The sequence below is a fragment of the Paraburkholderia sp. JPY419 genome (assembly GCF_050435705.1).
GTDB lineage: Bacteria > Pseudomonadota > Gammaproteobacteria > Burkholderiales > Burkholderiaceae > Paraburkholderia > Paraburkholderia youngii.
Genome location: NZ_JBNDKV010000002.1, coordinates 2228234 through 2244529 on the forward strand (window position 1 = coordinate 2228234; position 16296 = coordinate 2244529).

The 16296-nt window shown below is 60.7% G+C and carries 20 protein-coding genes and 1 pseudogene; 19 read left to right on the forward strand and 2 right to left on the reverse strand.

Going from position 1 to position 16296, the window contains the following annotated elements; translation table 11 throughout:
* Positions 1-8 precede the first annotated feature (8 nt).
* The 17 genes and pseudogenes from rpsH to dsbD all read left to right on the forward strand — a co-directional run bounded on the left by rpsH (position 9) and on the right by dsbD (position 11023).
* Entirely contained in the window at positions 9-404 is a 396-nt protein-coding gene (gene rpsH / locus QFZ91_RS16295) for a 30S ribosomal protein S8 (RefSeq protein WP_006052216.1), read from the forward strand.
* A gap of 18 nt (positions 405-422) precedes the next feature.
* Entirely contained in the window at positions 423-953 is a 531-nt protein-coding gene (gene rplF / locus QFZ91_RS16300; RefSeq protein WP_176110100.1) for a 50S ribosomal protein L6, read from the forward strand.
* Between the two features lie 12 nt (positions 954-965).
* Positions 966-1331: a 50S ribosomal protein L18 gene (gene rplR / locus QFZ91_RS16305; RefSeq protein WP_008923336.1), complete on the forward strand. Its 366-nt coding sequence runs from the start codon at positions 966-968 to the stop codon at positions 1329-1331.
* A gap of 14 nt (positions 1332-1345) precedes the next feature.
* Complete coding sequence (gene rpsE / locus QFZ91_RS16310; protein ID WP_004197945.1) at positions 1346-1864, forward strand: 30S ribosomal protein S5; 519 nt, start codon at positions 1346-1348, stop codon at positions 1862-1864.
* An 11-nt stretch (positions 1865-1875) separates the two neighbouring features.
* Positions 1876-2058, forward strand: a complete 183-nt coding sequence (gene rpmD, locus QFZ91_RS16315) for a 50S ribosomal protein L30 (protein ID WP_008923335.1) — start codon at positions 1876-1878, stop codon at positions 2056-2058.
* 29 nt (positions 2059-2087) lie between these two features.
* The gene (gene rplO / locus QFZ91_RS16320) at positions 2088-2522 is read left to right on the forward strand and encodes a 50S ribosomal protein L15 (RefSeq protein WP_018420156.1); all 435 of its coding nucleotides are present in this window, start codon (positions 2088-2090) and stop codon (positions 2520-2522) included.
* 46 nt (positions 2523-2568) lie between these two features.
* Positions 2569-3915: a preprotein translocase subunit SecY gene (secY, locus tag QFZ91_RS16325; RefSeq protein ID WP_013090753.1), complete on the forward strand. Its 1347-nt coding sequence runs from the start codon at positions 2569-2571 to the stop codon at positions 3913-3915.
* An 8-nt stretch (positions 3916-3923) separates the two neighbouring features.
* Positions 3924-4142, forward strand: a complete 219-nt coding sequence (infA, locus tag QFZ91_RS16330) for a translation initiation factor IF-1 (RefSeq protein ID WP_004521905.1) — start codon at positions 3924-3926, stop codon at positions 4140-4142.
* 20 nt (positions 4143-4162) lie between these two features.
* Positions 4163-4279, forward strand: a complete 117-nt coding sequence (gene rpmJ, locus QFZ91_RS16335; protein WP_004199844.1) for a 50S ribosomal protein L36 — start codon at positions 4163-4165, stop codon at positions 4277-4279.
* Between the two features lie 41 nt (positions 4280-4320).
* A complete protein-coding gene (rpsM, locus tag QFZ91_RS16340) occupies positions 4321-4686 on the forward strand; it encodes a 30S ribosomal protein S13 (RefSeq protein ID WP_008923332.1) in 366 nt (121 codons plus the stop codon).
* A gap of 28 nt (positions 4687-4714) precedes the next feature.
* Entirely contained in the window at positions 4715-5119 is a 405-nt protein-coding gene (gene rpsK, locus QFZ91_RS16345) for a 30S ribosomal protein S11 (RefSeq protein WP_006052224.1), read from the forward strand.
* A 147-nt stretch (positions 5120-5266) separates the two neighbouring features.
* Complete coding sequence (gene rpsD, locus QFZ91_RS16350; RefSeq protein ID WP_013090752.1) at positions 5267-5890, forward strand: 30S ribosomal protein S4; 624 nt, start codon at positions 5267-5269, stop codon at positions 5888-5890.
* A gap of 125 nt (positions 5891-6015) precedes the next feature.
* A complete protein-coding gene (locus QFZ91_RS16355) occupies positions 6016-6993 on the forward strand; it encodes a DNA-directed RNA polymerase subunit alpha (RefSeq protein ID WP_007730697.1) in 978 nt (325 codons plus the stop codon).
* A gap of 190 nt (positions 6994-7183) precedes the next feature.
* Entirely contained in the window at positions 7184-7576 is a 393-nt protein-coding gene (gene rplQ, locus QFZ91_RS16360) for a 50S ribosomal protein L17 (protein WP_013090750.1), read from the forward strand.
* A 450-nt stretch (positions 7577-8026) separates the two neighbouring features.
* Positions 8027-8561, forward strand: a pseudogene (locus QFZ91_RS16365) (group II intron reverse transcriptase/maturase); the annotation flags it as partial.
* Between the two features lie 256 nt (positions 8562-8817).
* Positions 8818-9150 carry a divalent-cation tolerance protein CutA gene (gene cutA / locus QFZ91_RS16370; protein ID WP_429567808.1) on the forward strand — a complete coding sequence of 111 codons (333 nt, stop codon included), beginning with the start codon at positions 8818-8820 and terminating at the stop codon, positions 9148-9150.
* Positions 9143-11023, forward strand: a complete 1881-nt coding sequence (gene dsbD / locus QFZ91_RS16375) for a protein-disulfide reductase DsbD (protein WP_429567809.1) — start codon at positions 9143-9145, stop codon at positions 11021-11023. The genes cutA and dsbD overlap by 8 nt, the downstream gene beginning before the upstream one ends.
* Positions 11024-11145: 122 nt before the next feature.
* Here the strand turns inward: dsbD and hemB are convergent, their stop codons facing one another.
* A complete protein-coding gene (hemB, locus tag QFZ91_RS16380; protein WP_429567810.1) occupies positions 11146-12144 on the reverse strand; it encodes a porphobilinogen synthase in 999 nt (332 codons plus the stop codon).
* A 285-nt stretch (positions 12145-12429) separates the two neighbouring features.
* Positions 12430-13092, reverse strand: a complete 663-nt coding sequence (gene yihA / locus QFZ91_RS16385) for a ribosome biogenesis GTP-binding protein YihA/YsxC (protein ID WP_429567811.1) — start codon at positions 13090-13092, stop codon at positions 12430-12432.
* A 220-nt stretch (positions 13093-13312) separates the two neighbouring features.
* Here yihA and QFZ91_RS16390 point away from each other — a divergent pair, with 220 nt between their 5' ends.
* Together QFZ91_RS16390 and QFZ91_RS16395 are read left to right on the forward strand one after the other, a co-directional pair.
* The gene (locus QFZ91_RS16390) at positions 13313-13966 is read left to right on the forward strand and encodes a c-type cytochrome (RefSeq protein WP_026228372.1); all 654 of its coding nucleotides are present in this window, start codon (positions 13313-13315) and stop codon (positions 13964-13966) included.
* 118 nt (positions 13967-14084) lie between these two features.
* A complete protein-coding gene (locus QFZ91_RS16395) occupies positions 14085-16295 on the forward strand; it encodes a cytochrome c biogenesis protein ResB (RefSeq protein ID WP_429567812.1) in 2211 nt (736 codons plus the stop codon).
* The last annotated feature ends 1 nt before the right edge of the window (position 16296 follow it).

Consider the following 16296-nt stretch of genomic DNA (forward strand, 5'->3'; position numbering starts at 1 on the left):
AAACATAAATGAGCATGAGTGATCCTATCGCCGATATGCTGACTCGCATCCGCAATGCGCAGATGGTCGAGAAGGTTTCGGTGACTATGCCCTCGTCGAAAGTCAAGGTTGCGATTGCGCAGGTCCTGAAGGACGAAGGTTATATCGACGATTTCGCAGTGAAGTCCGAAGGTGCGAAGTCGGAATTGAACATCGTGTTGAAGTATTACGCTGGCCGCCCGGTCATCGAGCGCATCGAACGCGTCTCGAAGCCTGGTCTGCGTGTGTACCGCGGCCGTAACGACATCCCCGTGGTCATGAATGGCCTCGGCGTGGCAATCGTGTCGACGCCCAAGGGCGTGATGACGGACCGCAAGGCACGTGCAACGGGCGTTGGCGGCGAAGTCATCTGCTACGTCGCTTAAGGCCGAAAGGAGAGAAACATGTCTCGAGTAGGTAAGAGCCCGATCGCGCTGCAAGGCGCGGAAGTGGCCCTGAGCGCCGACAGCATTACTGTCAAGGGTCCGCTGGGTACGATTTCGCAGGCTGCCAACAGTCTCGTGAAGGTGGTTAACGACAATGGCACGCTGAAGTTCGAGCCGGTCGACGGAAGCCGCGAAGCGAATGCGATGTCGGGCACCATGCGCGCACTGGTTGCGAATATGGTGTACGGCGTGACGAAGGGTTTCGAGCGCAAGCTGACGCTGGTTGGCGTCGGTTATCGCGCACAGGCGCAAGGCGACAAGCTGAACTTGTCGTTGGGTTTCTCGCACCCGGTGGTGCACCAGATGCCGGCTGGCGTCAAGGCAGAAACCCCGTCGCAAACCGAAATCGTGATCAAGGGGATCAACAAGCAACAAGTCGGTCAAGTCGCTGCAGAAGTGCGCGGCTACCGTCCGCCGGAGCCCTATAAGGGCAAGGGCGTGCGTTACGCCGATGAGGTTGTGATCCTCAAAGAAACGAAGAAGAAGTAAGGGTGCGCAATCATGGATAAGACTCAATCTCGCCTGCGCCGCGCTCGTCAGACGCGTATCAAGATCGCTGAGCTGCAGGTCGCGCGTCTCGCCGTGCATCGCACGAACACGCACATCTATGCGCAAGTGTTCTCGCCGTGCGGCACCAAGGTGCTCGCCAGCGCGTCGACGCTCGAAGCCGAAGTGCGTGCGCAACTGGCCGATCAATCGGGCAAGGGCGGCAACGTTGCTGCTGCAACCCTGATCGGCAAGCGCATTGCAGAAAAGGCTAAGGCTGCCGGCATCGAATCCGTCGCCTTCGACCGTTCGGGTTTCCGTTACCACGGCCGCGTGAAAGCGTTGGCTGATGCGGCGCGCGAAGCCGGACTCAAGTTCTAAGGGAAGAATTCGTCATGGCAAAGATGCAAGCTAAAGTTCAGGCTGACGAACGCGACGACGGCCTTCGTGAAAAGATGATCTCGGTCAACCGCGTGACCAAGGTCGTGAAGGGTGGCCGTATTCTCGGCTTCGCTGCACTGACCGTGGTTGGCGACGGTGATGGCCGCGTCGGTATGGGCAAGGGCAAGGCGAAGGAAGTGCCGGTCGCTGTCCAGAAGGCGATGGAACAGGCTCGCCGCAACATGTTCAAGGTGCCGCTGAAGAACGGTACCCTGCAACACGAAGTGCATGGTAAGCACGGCGCATCAACGGTTCTCCTCGCTCCGGCGAAGGACGGTACCGGCGTGATCGCTGGCGGTCCGATGCGCGCAGTGTTCGACGTGATGGGCGTGCAGAACGTCGTGGCCAAGAGCCACGGTTCGACGAACCCGTATAACCTCGTTCGTGCGACGCTCGACGGCCTGCGCAAGCAGTCCACGCCGGCCGACATCGCTGCGAAGCGCGGCAAGTCCGTCGAAGAAATTCTGGGCTAAAGGTGGACACCATGTCTGATAAAACTGTCAAGGTCCAGCTCGTCAAGAGCCTGATCGGCACCCGTGAATCGCACCGCGCAACGGTGCGTGGCTTGGGCCTGCGCCGACTCAACTCGGTTAGCGAGTTGCAGGATACGCCGGCTGTGCGCGGCATGATCAACAAGGTTTCGTACCTCGTTAAGGTCATCAGCTAAGCGGCTGACCAGGACTCAAGGAGTTGATAATGGAATTGAATAACCTGAAGCCGGCTGAAGGCGCGAAGCACGCAAAGCGTCGCGTTGGTCGCGGCATCGGCTCCGGCCTCGGCAAGACCGCTGGCCGTGGTCACAAGGGTCAGAAGTCGCGTTCGGGCGGCTTTCACAAGGTTGGCTTCGAAGGCGGTCAAATGCCGCTGCAACGTCGCCTGCCGAAGCGTGGCTTCACCTCGCTGACGAAGGAATTCGTCGGTGAAGTGCGCCTCTCGGATCTGGAGAAGCTGCCGGTTGACGAAATCGATCTGCTGGCTCTCAAACAAGCCGGCCTGGTCGGCGAGCTGATCCGTAGCGCCAAGATCATCGCGACCGGCGAGCTCAAGCGCAAGGTCGTTGTGAAGGGTCTGGGTGCGACGAAGAGCGCACGTGCTGCTATTGAAGCAGCCGGTGGCTCGTTTGCCGAGTAACGCGCAAGCTATTTGCCGTCACTAGCATTTGCATCGGAGAAGGTACTTGGCTAACAGCCCGAGTCTCGCAAAACCCGGTCGCAGCGCGGCGAAGTTTGGCGATCTGCGTCGGCGAGCAGTATTCCTGCTGCTGGCGCTGGTCGTCTACCGCATCGGCGCGCATATCCCGGTGCCGGGTATCGACCCGGACCAACTGGCGAAGTTGTTCCAAAGCCAGTCGGGCGGCATCCTTGGCATGTTTAACATGTTCTCGGGTGGCGCACTTTCGCGGTTCACCATTTTCGCGTTGGGGATCATGCCGTACATTTCGGCGTCGATCATCATGCAGTTGCTGGCGATTGTCTCGCCGCAACTCGAAGCGCTGAAAAAGGAAGGGCAGGCAGGTCAGCGGAAGATTACGCAGTACACGCGGATCTTTACGGTCGTGCTGGCGACATTTCAGGCGTTCGGCATTGCCGTGGCGCTCGAAAATCAGCCTGGCCTCGTGATTGATCCGGGGATGGTTTTCCGGTTGACGACGGTCGTGACGCTTGTGACCGGCACGATGTTCCTGATGTGGCTGGGGGAGCAAATCACGGAGCGCGGGCTCGGCAATGGTATCTCGATCATCATTTTCGGCGGTATTGCGGCGGGCTTCCCGAACGCAATCGGTGGTCTCTTTGAACTGGTGCGAACCGGCTCCATGAGTATCATCTCGGCGATTATCGTCGTCGCGCTGATTGCCGCTGTGACGTATCTGGTGGTGTTCATCGAACGCGGCCAGCGCAAGATTCTTGTGAACTACGCAAAGCGGCAGGTGGGCAACAAGATTTACGGCGGCCAGTCTTCGCATTTGCCGCTGAAGCTGAACATGTCGGGCGTGATTCCGCCGATCTTCGCATCGTCGATCATTCTCTTCCCGGCAACCATCCTGAACTGGTTCAGTTCGGGTTCGCGTACCAGCTGGTTCGCAGACACGTTGCACAACGTGGCCGAAGCCCTGAAGCCCGGTCAACCCGTGTACGTGTTGCTGTACGCGTTGGCGATCGTCTTCTTCTGCTTTTTCTACACCGCACTGGTGTTCAACAGCAGAGAAACGGCCGACAACCTGAAAAAGAGCGGCGCTTTCGTCCCTGGCATTCGCCCGGGCGATCAGACGGCGCGATATATCGACCGCATCCTCACGCGTTTGACGCTGGCCGGTGCGATCTACATCGTGTTCGTTTGCCTGCTGCCCGAATTTCTGGTGCTGCGCTGGAACGTGCCGTTTTATTTTGGTGGAACGTCGCTGCTGATCATTGTCGTCGTCACAATGGATTTCATGGCGCAGGTGCAGTCGTACGTTATGTCGCAACAGTATGAATCGCTGCTGAAGAAAGCTAATTTCAAAGGCGGCGGCGTCCCGATGCGTTGAAAGGACTTATGGCCAAAGACGATGTTATCCAGATGCAGGGCGAAGTAATCGAGAACCTGCCTAACGCTACCTTCAGGGTGAAGCTGGAAAACGGCCATGTCGTGTTGGGACACATATCCGGCAAGATGCGGATGCACTACATCCGGATCCTGCCGGGCGACAAGGTGACGGTTGAATTGACGCCTTACGATCTGTCGCGTGCGCGGATCGTGTTCCGGGCGAAGTGATTTGAAAAAAGGGTAATATCATGAAAGTGATGGCATCGGTTAAGCGCATTTGCCGCAATTGCAAGATCATCAAGCGCAAAGGCGTTGTGCGGGTGATTTGCAGCTCTGATCCGCGCCACAAACAGCGTCAAGGCTGAACGCCGCGCTTTTGCTTGCGCTTTTTGTTTGAGGAAAAACAATGGCTCGTATCGCAGGGGTTAACATCCCGAATCACCAGCATACTGAAATCGGCCTGACGGCTATTTACGGTATCGGTCGCACGCGCTCGCGCGACATTTGCGTCGCTGCTGGTGTGGCATTTTCGAAGAAGGTCAAAGACCTGACTGACGCAGACCTCGAAAAGCTGCGTGAAGAAGTCGGCAAGTTCATCGTTGAAGGCGATTTGCGTCGTGAAACGACGATGAACATTAAGCGCCTGATGGATCTCGGCTGCTATCGTGGCGTGCGGCATCGTAAGGGTCTCCCCCTGCGCGGCCAGCGTACGCGTACGAATGCCCGTACGCGCAAGGGTCCGCGTCGTGCAGCGCAATCGCTGAAGAAGTAAGCGGAACTGACAGTTACAGGAAAACGTAATGGCTAAGGCTTCGAACAACTCCGCGGCGCAACGCGTTCGCAAGAAGGTCAAGAAGAACGTCGCCGAGGGCGTGGTTCACGTTCACGCGTCGTTCAACAACACCATCATCACGATCACCGACCGTCAAGGCAACGCGCTTGCTTGGGCAACGTCGGGTGGTCAGGGCTTCAAGGGTTCGCGTAAGTCGACCCCGTTTGCAGCTCAGGTCGCAGCTGAATCGGCTGGTCGAGTGGCGATGGAATACGGCGTGAAGAACCTCGAAGTGCGGATCAAGGGCCCCGGTCCTGGCCGCGAATCGGCGGTGCGCGCGTTGCATGGTCTTGGCATCAAGATTACCGCGATCTCCGACGTGACGCCGGTCCCGCATAACGGCTGCCGTCCGCCGAAGCGTCGTCGTATCTAAGACGCTGGTTTTGCGAGCGCCTGTTGCCGCCTTGTGCGGCGGCGGGCTGCGCGCGTTATTGAATAGACTAAGCCCACCGTTCGACCCAAAGGGTTCGGACTAGCGCGAGTGGAAGCATTCGCGTGATTAATCACAGAAGGAATCAACGTGGCACGTTATATCGGCCCCAAGGCCAAGCTGTCCCGCCGTGAAGGCACTGACCTCTTCCTGAAGAGCGCGCGCCGCTCGCTCGCTGACAAGTGCAAGCTGGACAGCAAGCCCGGCCAGCACGGCCGTACTTCGGGCGCGCGTACGTCCGACTATGGCACGCAGTTGCGCGAGAAGCAAAAAGTAAAGCGTATCTACGGTGTCCTCGAGCGCCAGTTCCGTCGCTACTTCGCTGAAGCAGACCGCCTGAAGGGCAACACGGGTGAAAACCTGCTGCAACTGCTCGAATCGCGTCTGGACAACGTCGTGTATCGGATGGGCTTCGGCTCGACGCGTGCTGAAGCACGTCAGCTGGTTGGCCACAAGGCGATCACGGTGAACGGCGTCGTGACGAACATCCCGTCGATGCAAGTGAAGGCTGGCGACGTCGTTGCCGTGCGCGAACAGAAGCGCAAGCAGGCTCGCATCATCGAGGCGTTGTCGCTCGCCGAGCAAGGCGGCATGCCGAGCTGGGTCGCGGTCGACGCGAAGAAGTTCGAAGGTACCTTCAAGCAGAAGCCGGAACGCAGCGACATCGCTGGCGACATCAACGAAAGCCTGATCGTCGAATTGTATTCGCGGTAATCGGATTGACGGCCGGGGCGTCCTGATTGCGTTGCGCAAAGGGGGCGTCTCGGCTGTTTATTTTCAGGTTGTTACCGGTCAGCCTTATCGGTGTAACGAGCCGAGGGTATTGAAAAGGAAAACCTATGCAAACCAGTTTGTTGAAGCCCAAGATCATTGCAGTTGAATCGCTTGGCGAGAGCCACGCGAAAGTGGTCATGGAACCGTTTGAACGCGGTTACGGCCACACCTTGGGTAACGCGCTTCGGCGCGTGCTGTTGTCGTCGATGGTCGGCTATGCACCGACCGAGGTGACGATTGCAGGCGTCGTGCATGAGTATTCGACGCTCGACGGTGTGCAAGAGGACGTGGTCAACCTGTTGTTGAACCTGAAGGGCGTCGTCTTCAAGCTGCATAACCGTGACGAAGTGACGGTTACGCTGCGCAAGGAAGGCGAAGGCGTGGTCACAGCGGGCGATATCGAACTCGCACATGACTGCGAAGTCATCAATCCGGATCACGTGATTGCGCATCTGTCGAAGGGTGGCAAGCTCGACGTGCAGATCAAGGTGGAAAAGGGCCGCGGCTATGTGCCGGGCAATGTGCGTCGTTACGGGGAAGAGTCGGCCAAGATCATCGGCCGAATCGTGCTGGACGCGTCGTTTTCGCCGGTTCGTCGCGTGAGCTACGCGGTCGAAAGCGCCCGCGTCGAGCAGCGCACCGACCTCGACAAGCTCGTGATGAACATCGAAACCAACGGTGTGATTTCGCCGGAAGAAGCGATCCGCCAATCGGCGCGCATTCTGGTCGATCAGCTGTCGGTGTTCGCGGCGCTGGAAGGTACCGAAGCAGCGGCGGAAGCGCCGTCGCGCGCACCGCAGATCGATCCGATCCTGCTGCGCCCGGTCGACGATCTCGAACTGACGGTTCGTTCCGCGAACTGCCTGAAGGCCGAAAACATCTACTACATCGGCGACCTGATCCAACGTACCGAGAACGAGCTGCTCAAGACTCCGAATCTCGGTCGCAAGTCGCTGAACGAGATCAAGGAAGTTCTGGCATCGCGCGGTCTGACGCTCGGCATGAAGCTTGAGAACTGGCCGCCGGCTGGTCTCGACAAGTAAGCGGACAACTCGGTCAGGGGTAACCCGCGATTGCACTGCTGCACTAGCCTGGCAAGGACGCGGATTTTCCTTTAAAATCCGCGTCTTGTCTTTTTTAACTACCGGCCCGTGCGCTCACTGTTTGCTGCCGACGCTGCAGAACGAGTGCGATAGAAGAGCTGGACCAAAACTTTGAACTGAAGGAATTAACATGCGTCACCGTCATGGTCTGCGGAAACTGAACCGCACGAGCAGCCACCGTCTGGCAATGCTCCGTAACATGTCCAACTCGCTGATCGAGCACGAAGTCATCAAGACCACGCTGCCGAAGGCGAAGGAACTCCGTAAAGTCGTCGAGCCGCTGATCACGCTCGGCAAGAAGCCGTCGCTGGCAAACCGTCGTCTGGCGTTCAACCGCCTGCGCGACCGTGACTCGGTCACGAAGCTGTTCGACGTGCTCGGCCCGCGCTACGCAAACCGTCCAGGCGGCTACCTGCGCGTGCTGAAGTTCGGCTTCCGCGTTGGCGATAACGCGCCGATGGCACTGGTCGAACTCCTCGACCGTCCGGAAGTTGAAGAAACGGAAGTGCAAGAAGCTGAGTAAGCTTTTTGGTTTGAACGAAAAGCCAGGCGCATCGCCTGGCTTTTTTGTTTGTGCGCCCAGCAGGGGCGCACTCTTGCGGGTATAAGTCCCGCCATAAGCTGGTCATAGCGAATGAAGTGAAGCGCAACTGCATGAAGGCGACCGGGTGTTGGGAAGAAGCGAGGAGCGTAAATGGCGAGCCGATGAACAAGAACCGTATAGAAGGCGCTGTGGAGCAGGGCGAGTGGGCAAACAACCACAAAGCGCTCGTGACTAAGGCGAAGCGGCGTAGATACGGCGGTTGTGCGATGAAGGAATGCGTTCTTACCAGGGGAGATCTCGCCTCATACCTGAAAGGGCGACGGCGTCGAGTCGGAGCGAGAAGTCAGCAGAGGCCGTAGTTGTCACAGGACAGGTCGATGAGACCGAAGCTGGTGACGAAGGGCCGAATGGGAAGAAGTGTCCAGCGACATGTCGATGCGACAGGAATTGCGTCAGATGCCCGCGCAAGCGGGGCGAGCGGGAGGCACACGCGGTGAAGCTGCGCCTATGCCCGCGAGCGACGAAGCTTGTTGCCCGCGCCATGAATCCAGGGAGACAGGGTCATCGCTGCTGAGGGCGGCGCTGACGAGAGCGACCCTGAAGCAGGCGTTCAAACGGGTACGGGCCAACAGGGGAGCCGCTGGCGTGGACGGTCTGGACATCGACCAGACGACGCGCCATCTTGTGACGGCATGGCCCGCGATCCGGGAACAGTTGCTGAAGGGGACGTACCGGCCCCAGTCCGCTACGGCGGGTGACGATCCCGAAACCGGACGGAGGCGAGCGCGGGCCTGGCATCACGACGGTCACGGACCGGCGGATCCAGCAGACGCTGCTGCAGGTGCTGCAAGCGGTTCTCGACCCCACCTTCAGCGAGCACAGCTATGGCTTCCGGCCTGGGCGACGTGCGCACGACGCGGTGTTGGCCGCGCAGTCGCATGTGCAGTCGGGCCGGCGAATCGTGGATCGGCTGGGTGCACCCCGCCTCTCATAACCTCAACTTCCCGAACCGCCCGGCGCGGACGCGCACGCCGGGTAGTGTGGCAGGGGTACGGACTCATGGCCGTCCCCTATGCCGATTTGGCGGCGAATTTTTCATCGATGCGGCAAGCCGTGCCGCGGTGACCAAATGCCGCGGCCGCGCTGCGGGGCGCTCTGCGAGGCGACATGGCCAGGTGATACGATATCGGCATCGAAATCCTGCGTCGCCGGAGCCTGGTGTGAGTGTGAAAGTGACCTTGGTACTGACGACGGTGCCGGATGCGGCCGTCGCTGAAAAACTCGCCGCCAGCGCGCTCGCCGCGCGCCTTTGTGCATGCGTCACGCAGTTAGGCAGCGTGCATTCGAGCTATCACTGGCAGGGCGCGATCGAAACCGTGCAGGAAATCCAGCTGTTGTTCAAGACCAGCGCCGCTCGCGCGCTCGAACTTGAACAATACATTCAGGCTCACCATCCCTACGACACGCCGGAAATCCTCTCATGGCAAGCGACGGCCTCGGCCGCCTACGGCCAGTGGATCACTGCTGAAACCCAACGCCCTCTTCATGTTTAACGGTCTCGACCGGCGCGCGCTCGCTACGCTGCGCACCGCATTCTTTCTGCTCGGCTGCGTGTTCCTCGCGCAACTCGCCACCCTCGCGCGCGCCGCGGACGACTTCCTCGACCCGTCGGTCGCGTTCCGGTTCAGTGCGACCGAGCAGCCCGGGCAAATCGTCGTCACCTACAAGATTGCGGATGGTTACTACATGTACCGCGAGCGCTTCGCTTTCGCGACCCGCAACGGCACAGCGACGCTTGGCGAGCCTCAACTGCCCGACGGTCACGTGAAGTTCGATCAGACATTCAACAAGAATGTCGAGACGTATCGCAACGAGGTGACGATTCATATTCCGGTGAAGCAGGCAGCCGGACCATTCGATCTCGCGGTGACGTCGCAGGGCTGCGCCGAAGCTGGCATCTGCTACCCCCCGATGGAGCGCGTTTATCACGTGAGCGGCGAGGCGCTGCAGCCGGCTGGCCGCGCAGCAGCGGGTCCAACCGCGCACCAATTCGCGCCCACTGATGACGAACCGTGGTACGAACGCGCAACCAGCGCCGACTACGCGCAGACGCTGCTACAGCGAGGCGGTTTCTTTGCGATCGTAGGGCTTTATTTTGTTGCGGGCGCAATTCTGAGCCTGCTGCCCTGCTCGTATCCGATGATTCCGATCCTGTCTGCGATCATCATCGGCGAGGGGGCGCGCGTCACGCGTGGGCGTGGTTTCGCGCTGTCGGTCGCGTATGTAATCGGGATGGCGCTCGTCTACACGGTGCTGGGCGTCGCGGCGGCACTCGTCGGGCAGAGTCTCGGCGCATGGCTGCAGAATCCGTGGGTGCTGGGCGCGTTCGGCGGCCTTCTGACGATTTTCGCGCTGTTGCTGATCGCCGGTGTGGATCTCGAACTGCCGCCGCGCTGGCGCGATCGCATGTCGAGCGTGTCAGCGGGACGCTCGGGCGGCAAATTTACCGCGGTCGCCGTGATGGGCGCGCTGTCGGCGCTGGTTGTCGGCGCGTGCATGACCGCACCGCTTTTTGCGGTGCTCGCGTTCATCGCGCACACCGGCAACGCCGTGCTCGGTGGCGCGGCGCTCTTCTCGATGGGTCTCGGGCTCGGGCTGCCGCTGCTAATTATTGGCCTCGGCGCGGGCACGCTGCTGCCGCGCGCGGGCAAGTGGATGGACAGCGTAAAAGTGTTTTTCGGCGTGGTTCTGCTCGCCGCGGCGCTGTGGATCGTTTGGCCGGTGCTCGGCGCCCCGGCGACGATGCTGTTGAGTGCGCTCTGGCTGCTGATCGCGGCGGTCACCCTCGGCCTGTTTTCCAGGTCGGTCGCGGGCGGATCGATATGGCACCGGTTCGGGCGGGCGGTCGGAGTCGTGATGGCCGTCTGGGCGGCCGCGCTTCTAATTGGCCTCGCCGCGGGATCGTCGGACCCGCTGCGCCCGCTGGCGGTGCTCGCGGCTCGCGCCGGCAATCAGGCGGGCATCGCGAAAGATGGCTCCAGCGCGGTCGCAACGGCGTCGCAAAGCGATTTGAGGTTCGCACCGGTTCGTTCATCGGAGCAGCTTGACCAGGCCGTCAAAACGGCCGCACAGCCTGCCATGCTCGATTTTTACGCGGACTGGTGCGTGAGCTGCAGGGAAATGGAGAAATTCACCTTCAGCGACCCGCGCGTTCAGGCGAAGCTGAAGCAGATGAATCTGCTGCGCGCCGACGTCACTGCGAACAATACCGACGATCAGGCGCTGCTCAAGCGCTTCAACCTGTTCGGGCCGCCGGGGATTATTTTCTTCGATCAGGAGGGCAAGGAAGTGCTGCGGGTGGTCGGCTACGAATCGGCGGATAAATTCCTGCGCACACTGGATCGGGCGAGTGCGTCGGGGGTGTAATCGAACGCCGCGGGGTGTTGAAAGGCCGCTCCGGCGCAAACGAGCAGCAAAAAAGGAGGCGAAACCCAAGGTTCGTCTCCTTTTTGTTGTCTCGACAGTCGCGTGCTAAACCGCGCGTTGATTTACTTTTGCGATCGCAGGATCTTCGCGGCATCCAGCGCGAAATACGTCAGCACGCCGTCCGCGCCGGCACGCTTGAATGCCAGCAGCGATTCCATCATGACCTTGTCGTGATCGAGCCAGCCGTTCTGCGCGGCGGCCTTCAGCATCGCGTATTCGCCGCTCACCTGGTACACGTAGGTAGGAAACTGGAACTCGTCCTTCACGCGACGCACGATGTCCAGATACGGCATGCCCGGCTTGACCATCACCATGTCCGCGCCTTCGTTGATGTCGGCCTGCACTTCGCGCAGCGCCTCGTTCGAATTGGCCGGGTCCATCTGGTAGGTCATCTTGTTGCTCTTGCCGAGGTTCGTCGCGGAACCGACGGCATCGCGGAACGGGCCGTAGAACGCCGAAGCGTACTTCGCCGCGTACGCCATGATGCGGGTGTGGATGTGATCCTCGCTCTCGAGCATTTCGCGGATCGCGCCGATGCGGCCGTCCATCATGTCTGACGGCGCGACGATGTCGACGCCGGCTTCCGCCTGCGCACGCGCCTGCTCGACGAGGATTTCGACGGTCTCGTCGTTCATCACGTAGCCGGCTTCGTCGAGCACGCCGTCCTGACCGTGGCTCGTGTACGGATCGAGCGCGACATCGGTGAGCACGCCGAGCTCCGGAAAATTCTTCTTCAATTCACGCACCGCGCGAGGGATCAGACCCGCTGGGTTGGCCGCTTCGCGGCCTTCGGGCGTCTTCAGCGAGGGCTCGACCGCGGGAAACAGCGACAGCACCGGCACGCCCAGTTCGACGCACTGCTCCGCGACGCCCATCAGCAGATCGACCGACACGCGCTCGACGCCCGGCATCGACGGCACCGCTTGTCGAACGTTGGTGCCCTCGACGATAAATACCGGGTAAATCAGGTCGTTCGTGGTGAGGATGTTTTCGCGCATCAAGCGGCGCGAGAAGTCGTCACGGCGCATGCGGCGCGGACGGTAGTGCGGGTAGAAGCTCATATCGAATCGAAGATCGTGGATAGGTGGAGTGGACAGATGGCACCTGACTCCGCTCCCGGAAACTTTTCGAGACAATGGTATATCATACCGATCGAGCAAGGCGCCTAGCGCTGACCTCCCCGCTTCTCCTCCCTGAGCGGGTGCCTGTCGTTTTTCGATTAGGCTGTTTGACCCGCCGTTCAAGCGGCGGGTTTTTTTATGGGTGGCCGGAAATGCGCCCTCATACGGGTATTCAAGGCATATCACGCGTCACGCGCGATGAGGGATTCCGGCATCGATAGTGATTCAGCCCCCAGCTGGCTTTTCACCTGTTTCGTCCACCGCGCCGGGGACCAGCCAGCTCTCGATCAGCTCATGCGCTTCGTCGAGGCCCGTTCGCTTGAGCGCCGAAAAGAGCTGTGCGGTCAACTCGCCGCGATAGCCGGCGGCTCGATATTCGGCCAATCCCTTCTGCGCGGTGCGCAACGCGTTCGTGCTTTCCTGACGCGTCAATTTGTCGCATTTGGTGAGCAGCGTGTGGATCGGCTTGCCGGTCGGCGCGAACCACTCGATCATGCGTCGATCGAGCTCCGTCAGCGGGCGGCGCGAATCCATCATCAGGATCATGCCGCGCAGTTGCGAGCGCGATTGCAGGTACGTGGACAGCAGCGCTTCCCAGTGTGCCTTCGCCGCTCCCGGTACTTCCGCATAACCGTAGCCCGGCAGGTCGACCAGATAGGCGGTCGGCTCATCTGCCTTGCCAACCGAAAAATAATTGATGTGCTGCGTGCGGCCAGGCGTCTTACTCGCGAACGCAAGTCGCTTCTGATTGCAGAGCACGTTGATCGCCGTCGACTTGCCTGCGTTCGAGCGTCCTGCGAAAGCGATCTCGGGCTGCGCGGTGGCCGGCAGGTCACGCAGATGATTGACGGTGGTATAGAAGCGGGATTCGTGGAGCAGGAAGGGCATGGTGGAAGCCAGATTGGAGACGCCGCGGAGCCCGCAGCGGGAACGGGGTCAAGCCCGACTGGCGTCTAAGCGATTAGCGAGTTATTGTACAATACGATGGTTTACTGAAAACCTTGGGAGCCCGCCCCACGTGCCTTGGCGGCTCCTGGCGGTCACTCGGTCGCCGTCGTCGTACTTTGCAGAACCTCTAAAATCCCACAAGACGAGACAGGGTGTGCGAATGAATCGACTGTGCAAGACTCTGATGGTGCTTCATGTAACGGCAGGTCTTTCAGGTTTGGCAATTCAGGCACGAGCAGCAGATCCGGCAAAGCCGGACATCAATCGGGGGCAGGCAATCGCGGTACAAGTGTGCGCGTCTTGTCACGGGGCAGACGGCAACAGTGCCGGCGGTGCATATCCGAAGCTGGCGGGCCAGCATCCTGAGTATCTCGTCAAGCAGCTCCGAGATTTCAAGACGCAACCGGGCGCCAAACAGGCCGCGCGCAATAATGCGATCATGGCAGGCATGGCCGCCGCGCTCTCCGATCAGGACATGATCAACGTTGCGGCTTACTTCTCGACGCAGACGCCCAAGCCGGGCTATGCGCACAATAAGAACACGGTCGCGGTGGGGCAGCAGATCTATCGCGGTGGGATTGCCGACCGCGGCGTGCCGGCCTGCGCGGCCTGCCACGGCCCCACGGGACAGGGCATTCCGATCCAGTATCCGCGCCTGTCGGGACAGTGGGCCGAGTACTCGGTGACGCAGCTGACCGCGTTCACGCAAGGTCCGGGCGCTCGTAACAACAGCGACGCGATGCATGCGATAGCATCGCGTTTGTCGGACAACGAGATCAAGGCGGTTGCCGACTACATCGCGGGTCTGCATTAAGCGGTTCGCCCGCGCGAATCCAACCGGCCCGGCGAGGCCGGTGAAAAACAAGAAAAGGGTGAGGGTGTCGTAGCTACGACAGCCCTTCACCCTTTTTTGCTGTTCAGTCGGAGTTTGAATGAGCGTCACCACCTCGGGTCTGCAGTCGAAGTCGGGCAATCGCGTCATGCGCAGCTCCATCGAGCTCCTGAGCTCGATGCGTTTCGCCATTGCGCTGCTCGTGATTCTGTCGATCGCCAGCATCATCGGTACCGTCCTCACGCAGGACGATCCGTATCCCAACTACGTCAACCAGTTCGGTCCGTTCTGGGCGGACATCTTCCGCGCGCTGAGCCTCTACACGGTGTACAGCTCGTGGTGGTTCATGCTGATTCTCGGCTTCCTGATGGTGTCGGTGTCGCTCTGCGTGATCCGCAATGCGCCGAAGATGCTCGCCGATGCGAAGAGCTGGAAGGACAAGGTTCGCGAAGGCAGCCTGCGTGCGTTCCATCACAAGGGCGAGTTCGCCGTGCACGGCACGCGCGCGCAGACCGCGGCAGTGCTCGCGAAACTGTCGGCGAAGCTCGGCTACAAGTTCGTCACGCGTGAGTCGGACGGCGCGACGCTGATCGCCGCAAAGCGTGGCGCGCTGACGAAGTTCGGCTACATCTCCGCGCACCTCGCGATCGTCGTGATCTGCCTCGGCGGCCTGCTCGACAGCAATCTGCCGATCAAGCTGCAAATGTGGCTGTTCGACAAGTCGCCGATCAACTCGAACACCGTTATCAGCGAGATTTCGCCCGAGCATCGGCTGTCGCAGTCGAACCCGACGTTCCGCGGCTACGCGTGGGTGCCCGAGGGGCAGCACGTGTCGACCGCGATCCTGAATCAGCCCAACGGTTCGCTGATCCAAGACCTGCCGTTTTCGATCGAACTGAACAAGTTCATCGTCGATTACTACACGACCGGCATGCCGAAGCTGTTCGCGAGCGACATCGTCGTGGTCGATCACAAGACCGGCGCGCGCGTGCCAGCGCGCGTCGAGGTCAACAAGCCGTTCGAATACGACGGCGTGTCGATTTATCAGTCGAGTTTCCAGGACGGCGGCTCCCAGATGCAAATGACCGCCTTCCCGATGTCCGGCCCGAGCGCGAAGCCCGCGCCGTTTGGCGGCACGATCGGCGGCAGCGCGCCGTTGAGCTCGGCCACGCCGCTCGCCGACGGCCAGACTGTCGAATTCACCGACTTCCGCGCGATCAACGTCGAAAACATCTCCAACGCCAATGGCCAGAACGATGCGCGCGGGGTCGCTGCGCAGCACTCGCTGAAGGAAGCGTTCGACGAGCGTCTCGGCTCCGGCGCGAAATCCTCGAAGCCGCTCGACCTGCACAACGTCGGCCCGTCGGTGCAGTACAAGATTCGCGGCAAGGATGGACAGGCGCGCGAGTACAACAACTACATGCTGCCCGTCGACGTGAACGGCGAGAAGATGTTCCTCGCCGGCATGCGCCTGAATCCCGACGATCCGTTCCGCTACCTGCGCATTCCCGCCGACAGCGGCGGCACGCTCAAGGAATGGATGAACCTGCGCGCCACGCTCGAAGACCCGAACCAACGCGCCATCGCCGCTCATCAGTTTGCGCAGCGCTCGGTGCCGGGCTTGAATGCGGAGCTGCAGCAGCATCTGGAGGAAAGCGCATTGCGCGTGCTGACCCTTTTTGCGGGCGCCGACGCCAGCATGAAGATGCCGAACGGCGAAACGCTCGGCGGCTTCCAGGCAGTCGCTGGGTTTATCGACCGCTCGGTACCGAAAGGCGAGCAGGAAAAGGCCGCGGGCCTGCTGCTTCGGATGCTCGAAGGTGTCACGTGGGATCTATGGCAACTGTCGCGCCAGCGGCTCGGCGAGCCCGCCGCGCCGGCCAATGCGGACACGAGCCGCTTCATCCAGAGCTCGCTTAATGCGATATCCGACAGCTTTCTGTATGGATCGCCGGTCTATTTGCAGCTTGACTCATTCAAGCAGGTGCAAGCTTCGGTATTTCAGTTGACGCGCGCGCCGGGCAAAAAAGTCGTGTATCTTGGCAGCCTGCTTCTCGTATTGGGCATCTTCTCGATGTTCTACGTTCGCGAACGGCGTCTGTGGTTCTGGCTCAAGGACACGGACCACGGCACGAACGTCGTGATGGCGATGTCGAGCGCGCGTAAGACGCTAGACTTCGAGAAGGACTTCGTCCAGACGCGCGACGCCGTGAGCGCCGCACTGGGCGCGAAACTCATCGAAGCAGCCGATGCCCGTCCGGCCGCTCAGGCCGCCGCCCCGTCGGCAAGTTCACAGGATTCGACCCGGTAAG

What these genes read in the sequence shown, in the direction of transcription:
- rpsH (WP_006052216.1), top strand. Translation starts at nt 9, where the DNA reads ATGAGCATGAGTGATCCTATCGCCGATATGCTGACTCGCATCCGCAAT.
- rplF (WP_176110100.1), top strand. Translation starts at nt 423, where the DNA reads ATGTCTCGAGTAGGTAAGAGCCCGATCGCGCTGCAAGGCGCGGAAGTG.
- rplR (WP_008923336.1), top strand. Translation starts at nt 966, where the DNA reads ATGGATAAGACTCAATCTCGCCTGCGCCGCGCTCGTCAGACGCGTATC.
- rpsE (WP_004197945.1), top strand. Translation starts at nt 1,346, where the DNA reads ATGGCAAAGATGCAAGCTAAAGTTCAGGCTGACGAACGCGACGACGGC.
- rpmD (WP_008923335.1), top strand. Translation starts at nt 1,876, where the DNA reads ATGTCTGATAAAACTGTCAAGGTCCAGCTCGTCAAGAGCCTGATCGGC.
- rplO (WP_018420156.1), top strand. Translation starts at nt 2,088, where the DNA reads ATGGAATTGAATAACCTGAAGCCGGCTGAAGGCGCGAAGCACGCAAAG.
- infA (WP_004521905.1), top strand. Translation starts at nt 3,924, where the DNA reads ATGGCCAAAGACGATGTTATCCAGATGCAGGGCGAAGTAATCGAGAAC.
- rpmJ (WP_004199844.1), top strand. Translation starts at nt 4,163, where the DNA reads ATGAAAGTGATGGCATCGGTTAAGCGCATTTGCCGCAATTGCAAGATC.
- rpsM (WP_008923332.1), top strand. Translation starts at nt 4,321, where the DNA reads ATGGCTCGTATCGCAGGGGTTAACATCCCGAATCACCAGCATACTGAA.
- rpsK (WP_006052224.1), top strand. Translation starts at nt 4,715, where the DNA reads ATGGCTAAGGCTTCGAACAACTCCGCGGCGCAACGCGTTCGCAAGAAG.
- QFZ91_RS16355 (WP_007730697.1), top strand. Translation starts at nt 6,016, where the DNA reads ATGCAAACCAGTTTGTTGAAGCCCAAGATCATTGCAGTTGAATCGCTT.
- rplQ (WP_013090750.1), top strand. Translation starts at nt 7,184, where the DNA reads ATGCGTCACCGTCATGGTCTGCGGAAACTGAACCGCACGAGCAGCCAC.
- dsbD (WP_429567809.1), top strand. Translation starts at nt 9,143, where the DNA reads ATGTTTAACGGTCTCGACCGGCGCGCGCTCGCTACGCTGCGCACCGCA.
- hemB (WP_429567810.1), bottom strand. Translation starts at nt 12,144, where the DNA reads ATGAGCTTCTACCCGCACTACCGTCCGCGCCGCATGCGCCGTGACGAC.
- yihA (WP_429567811.1), bottom strand. Translation starts at nt 13,092, where the DNA reads ATGCCCTTCCTGCTCCACGAATCCCGCTTCTATACCACCGTCAATCAT.
- QFZ91_RS16390 (WP_026228372.1), top strand. Translation starts at nt 13,313, where the DNA reads ATGAATCGACTGTGCAAGACTCTGATGGTGCTTCATGTAACGGCAGGT.
- QFZ91_RS16395 (WP_429567812.1), top strand. Translation starts at nt 14,085, where the DNA reads ATGAGCGTCACCACCTCGGGTCTGCAGTCGAAGTCGGGCAATCGCGTC.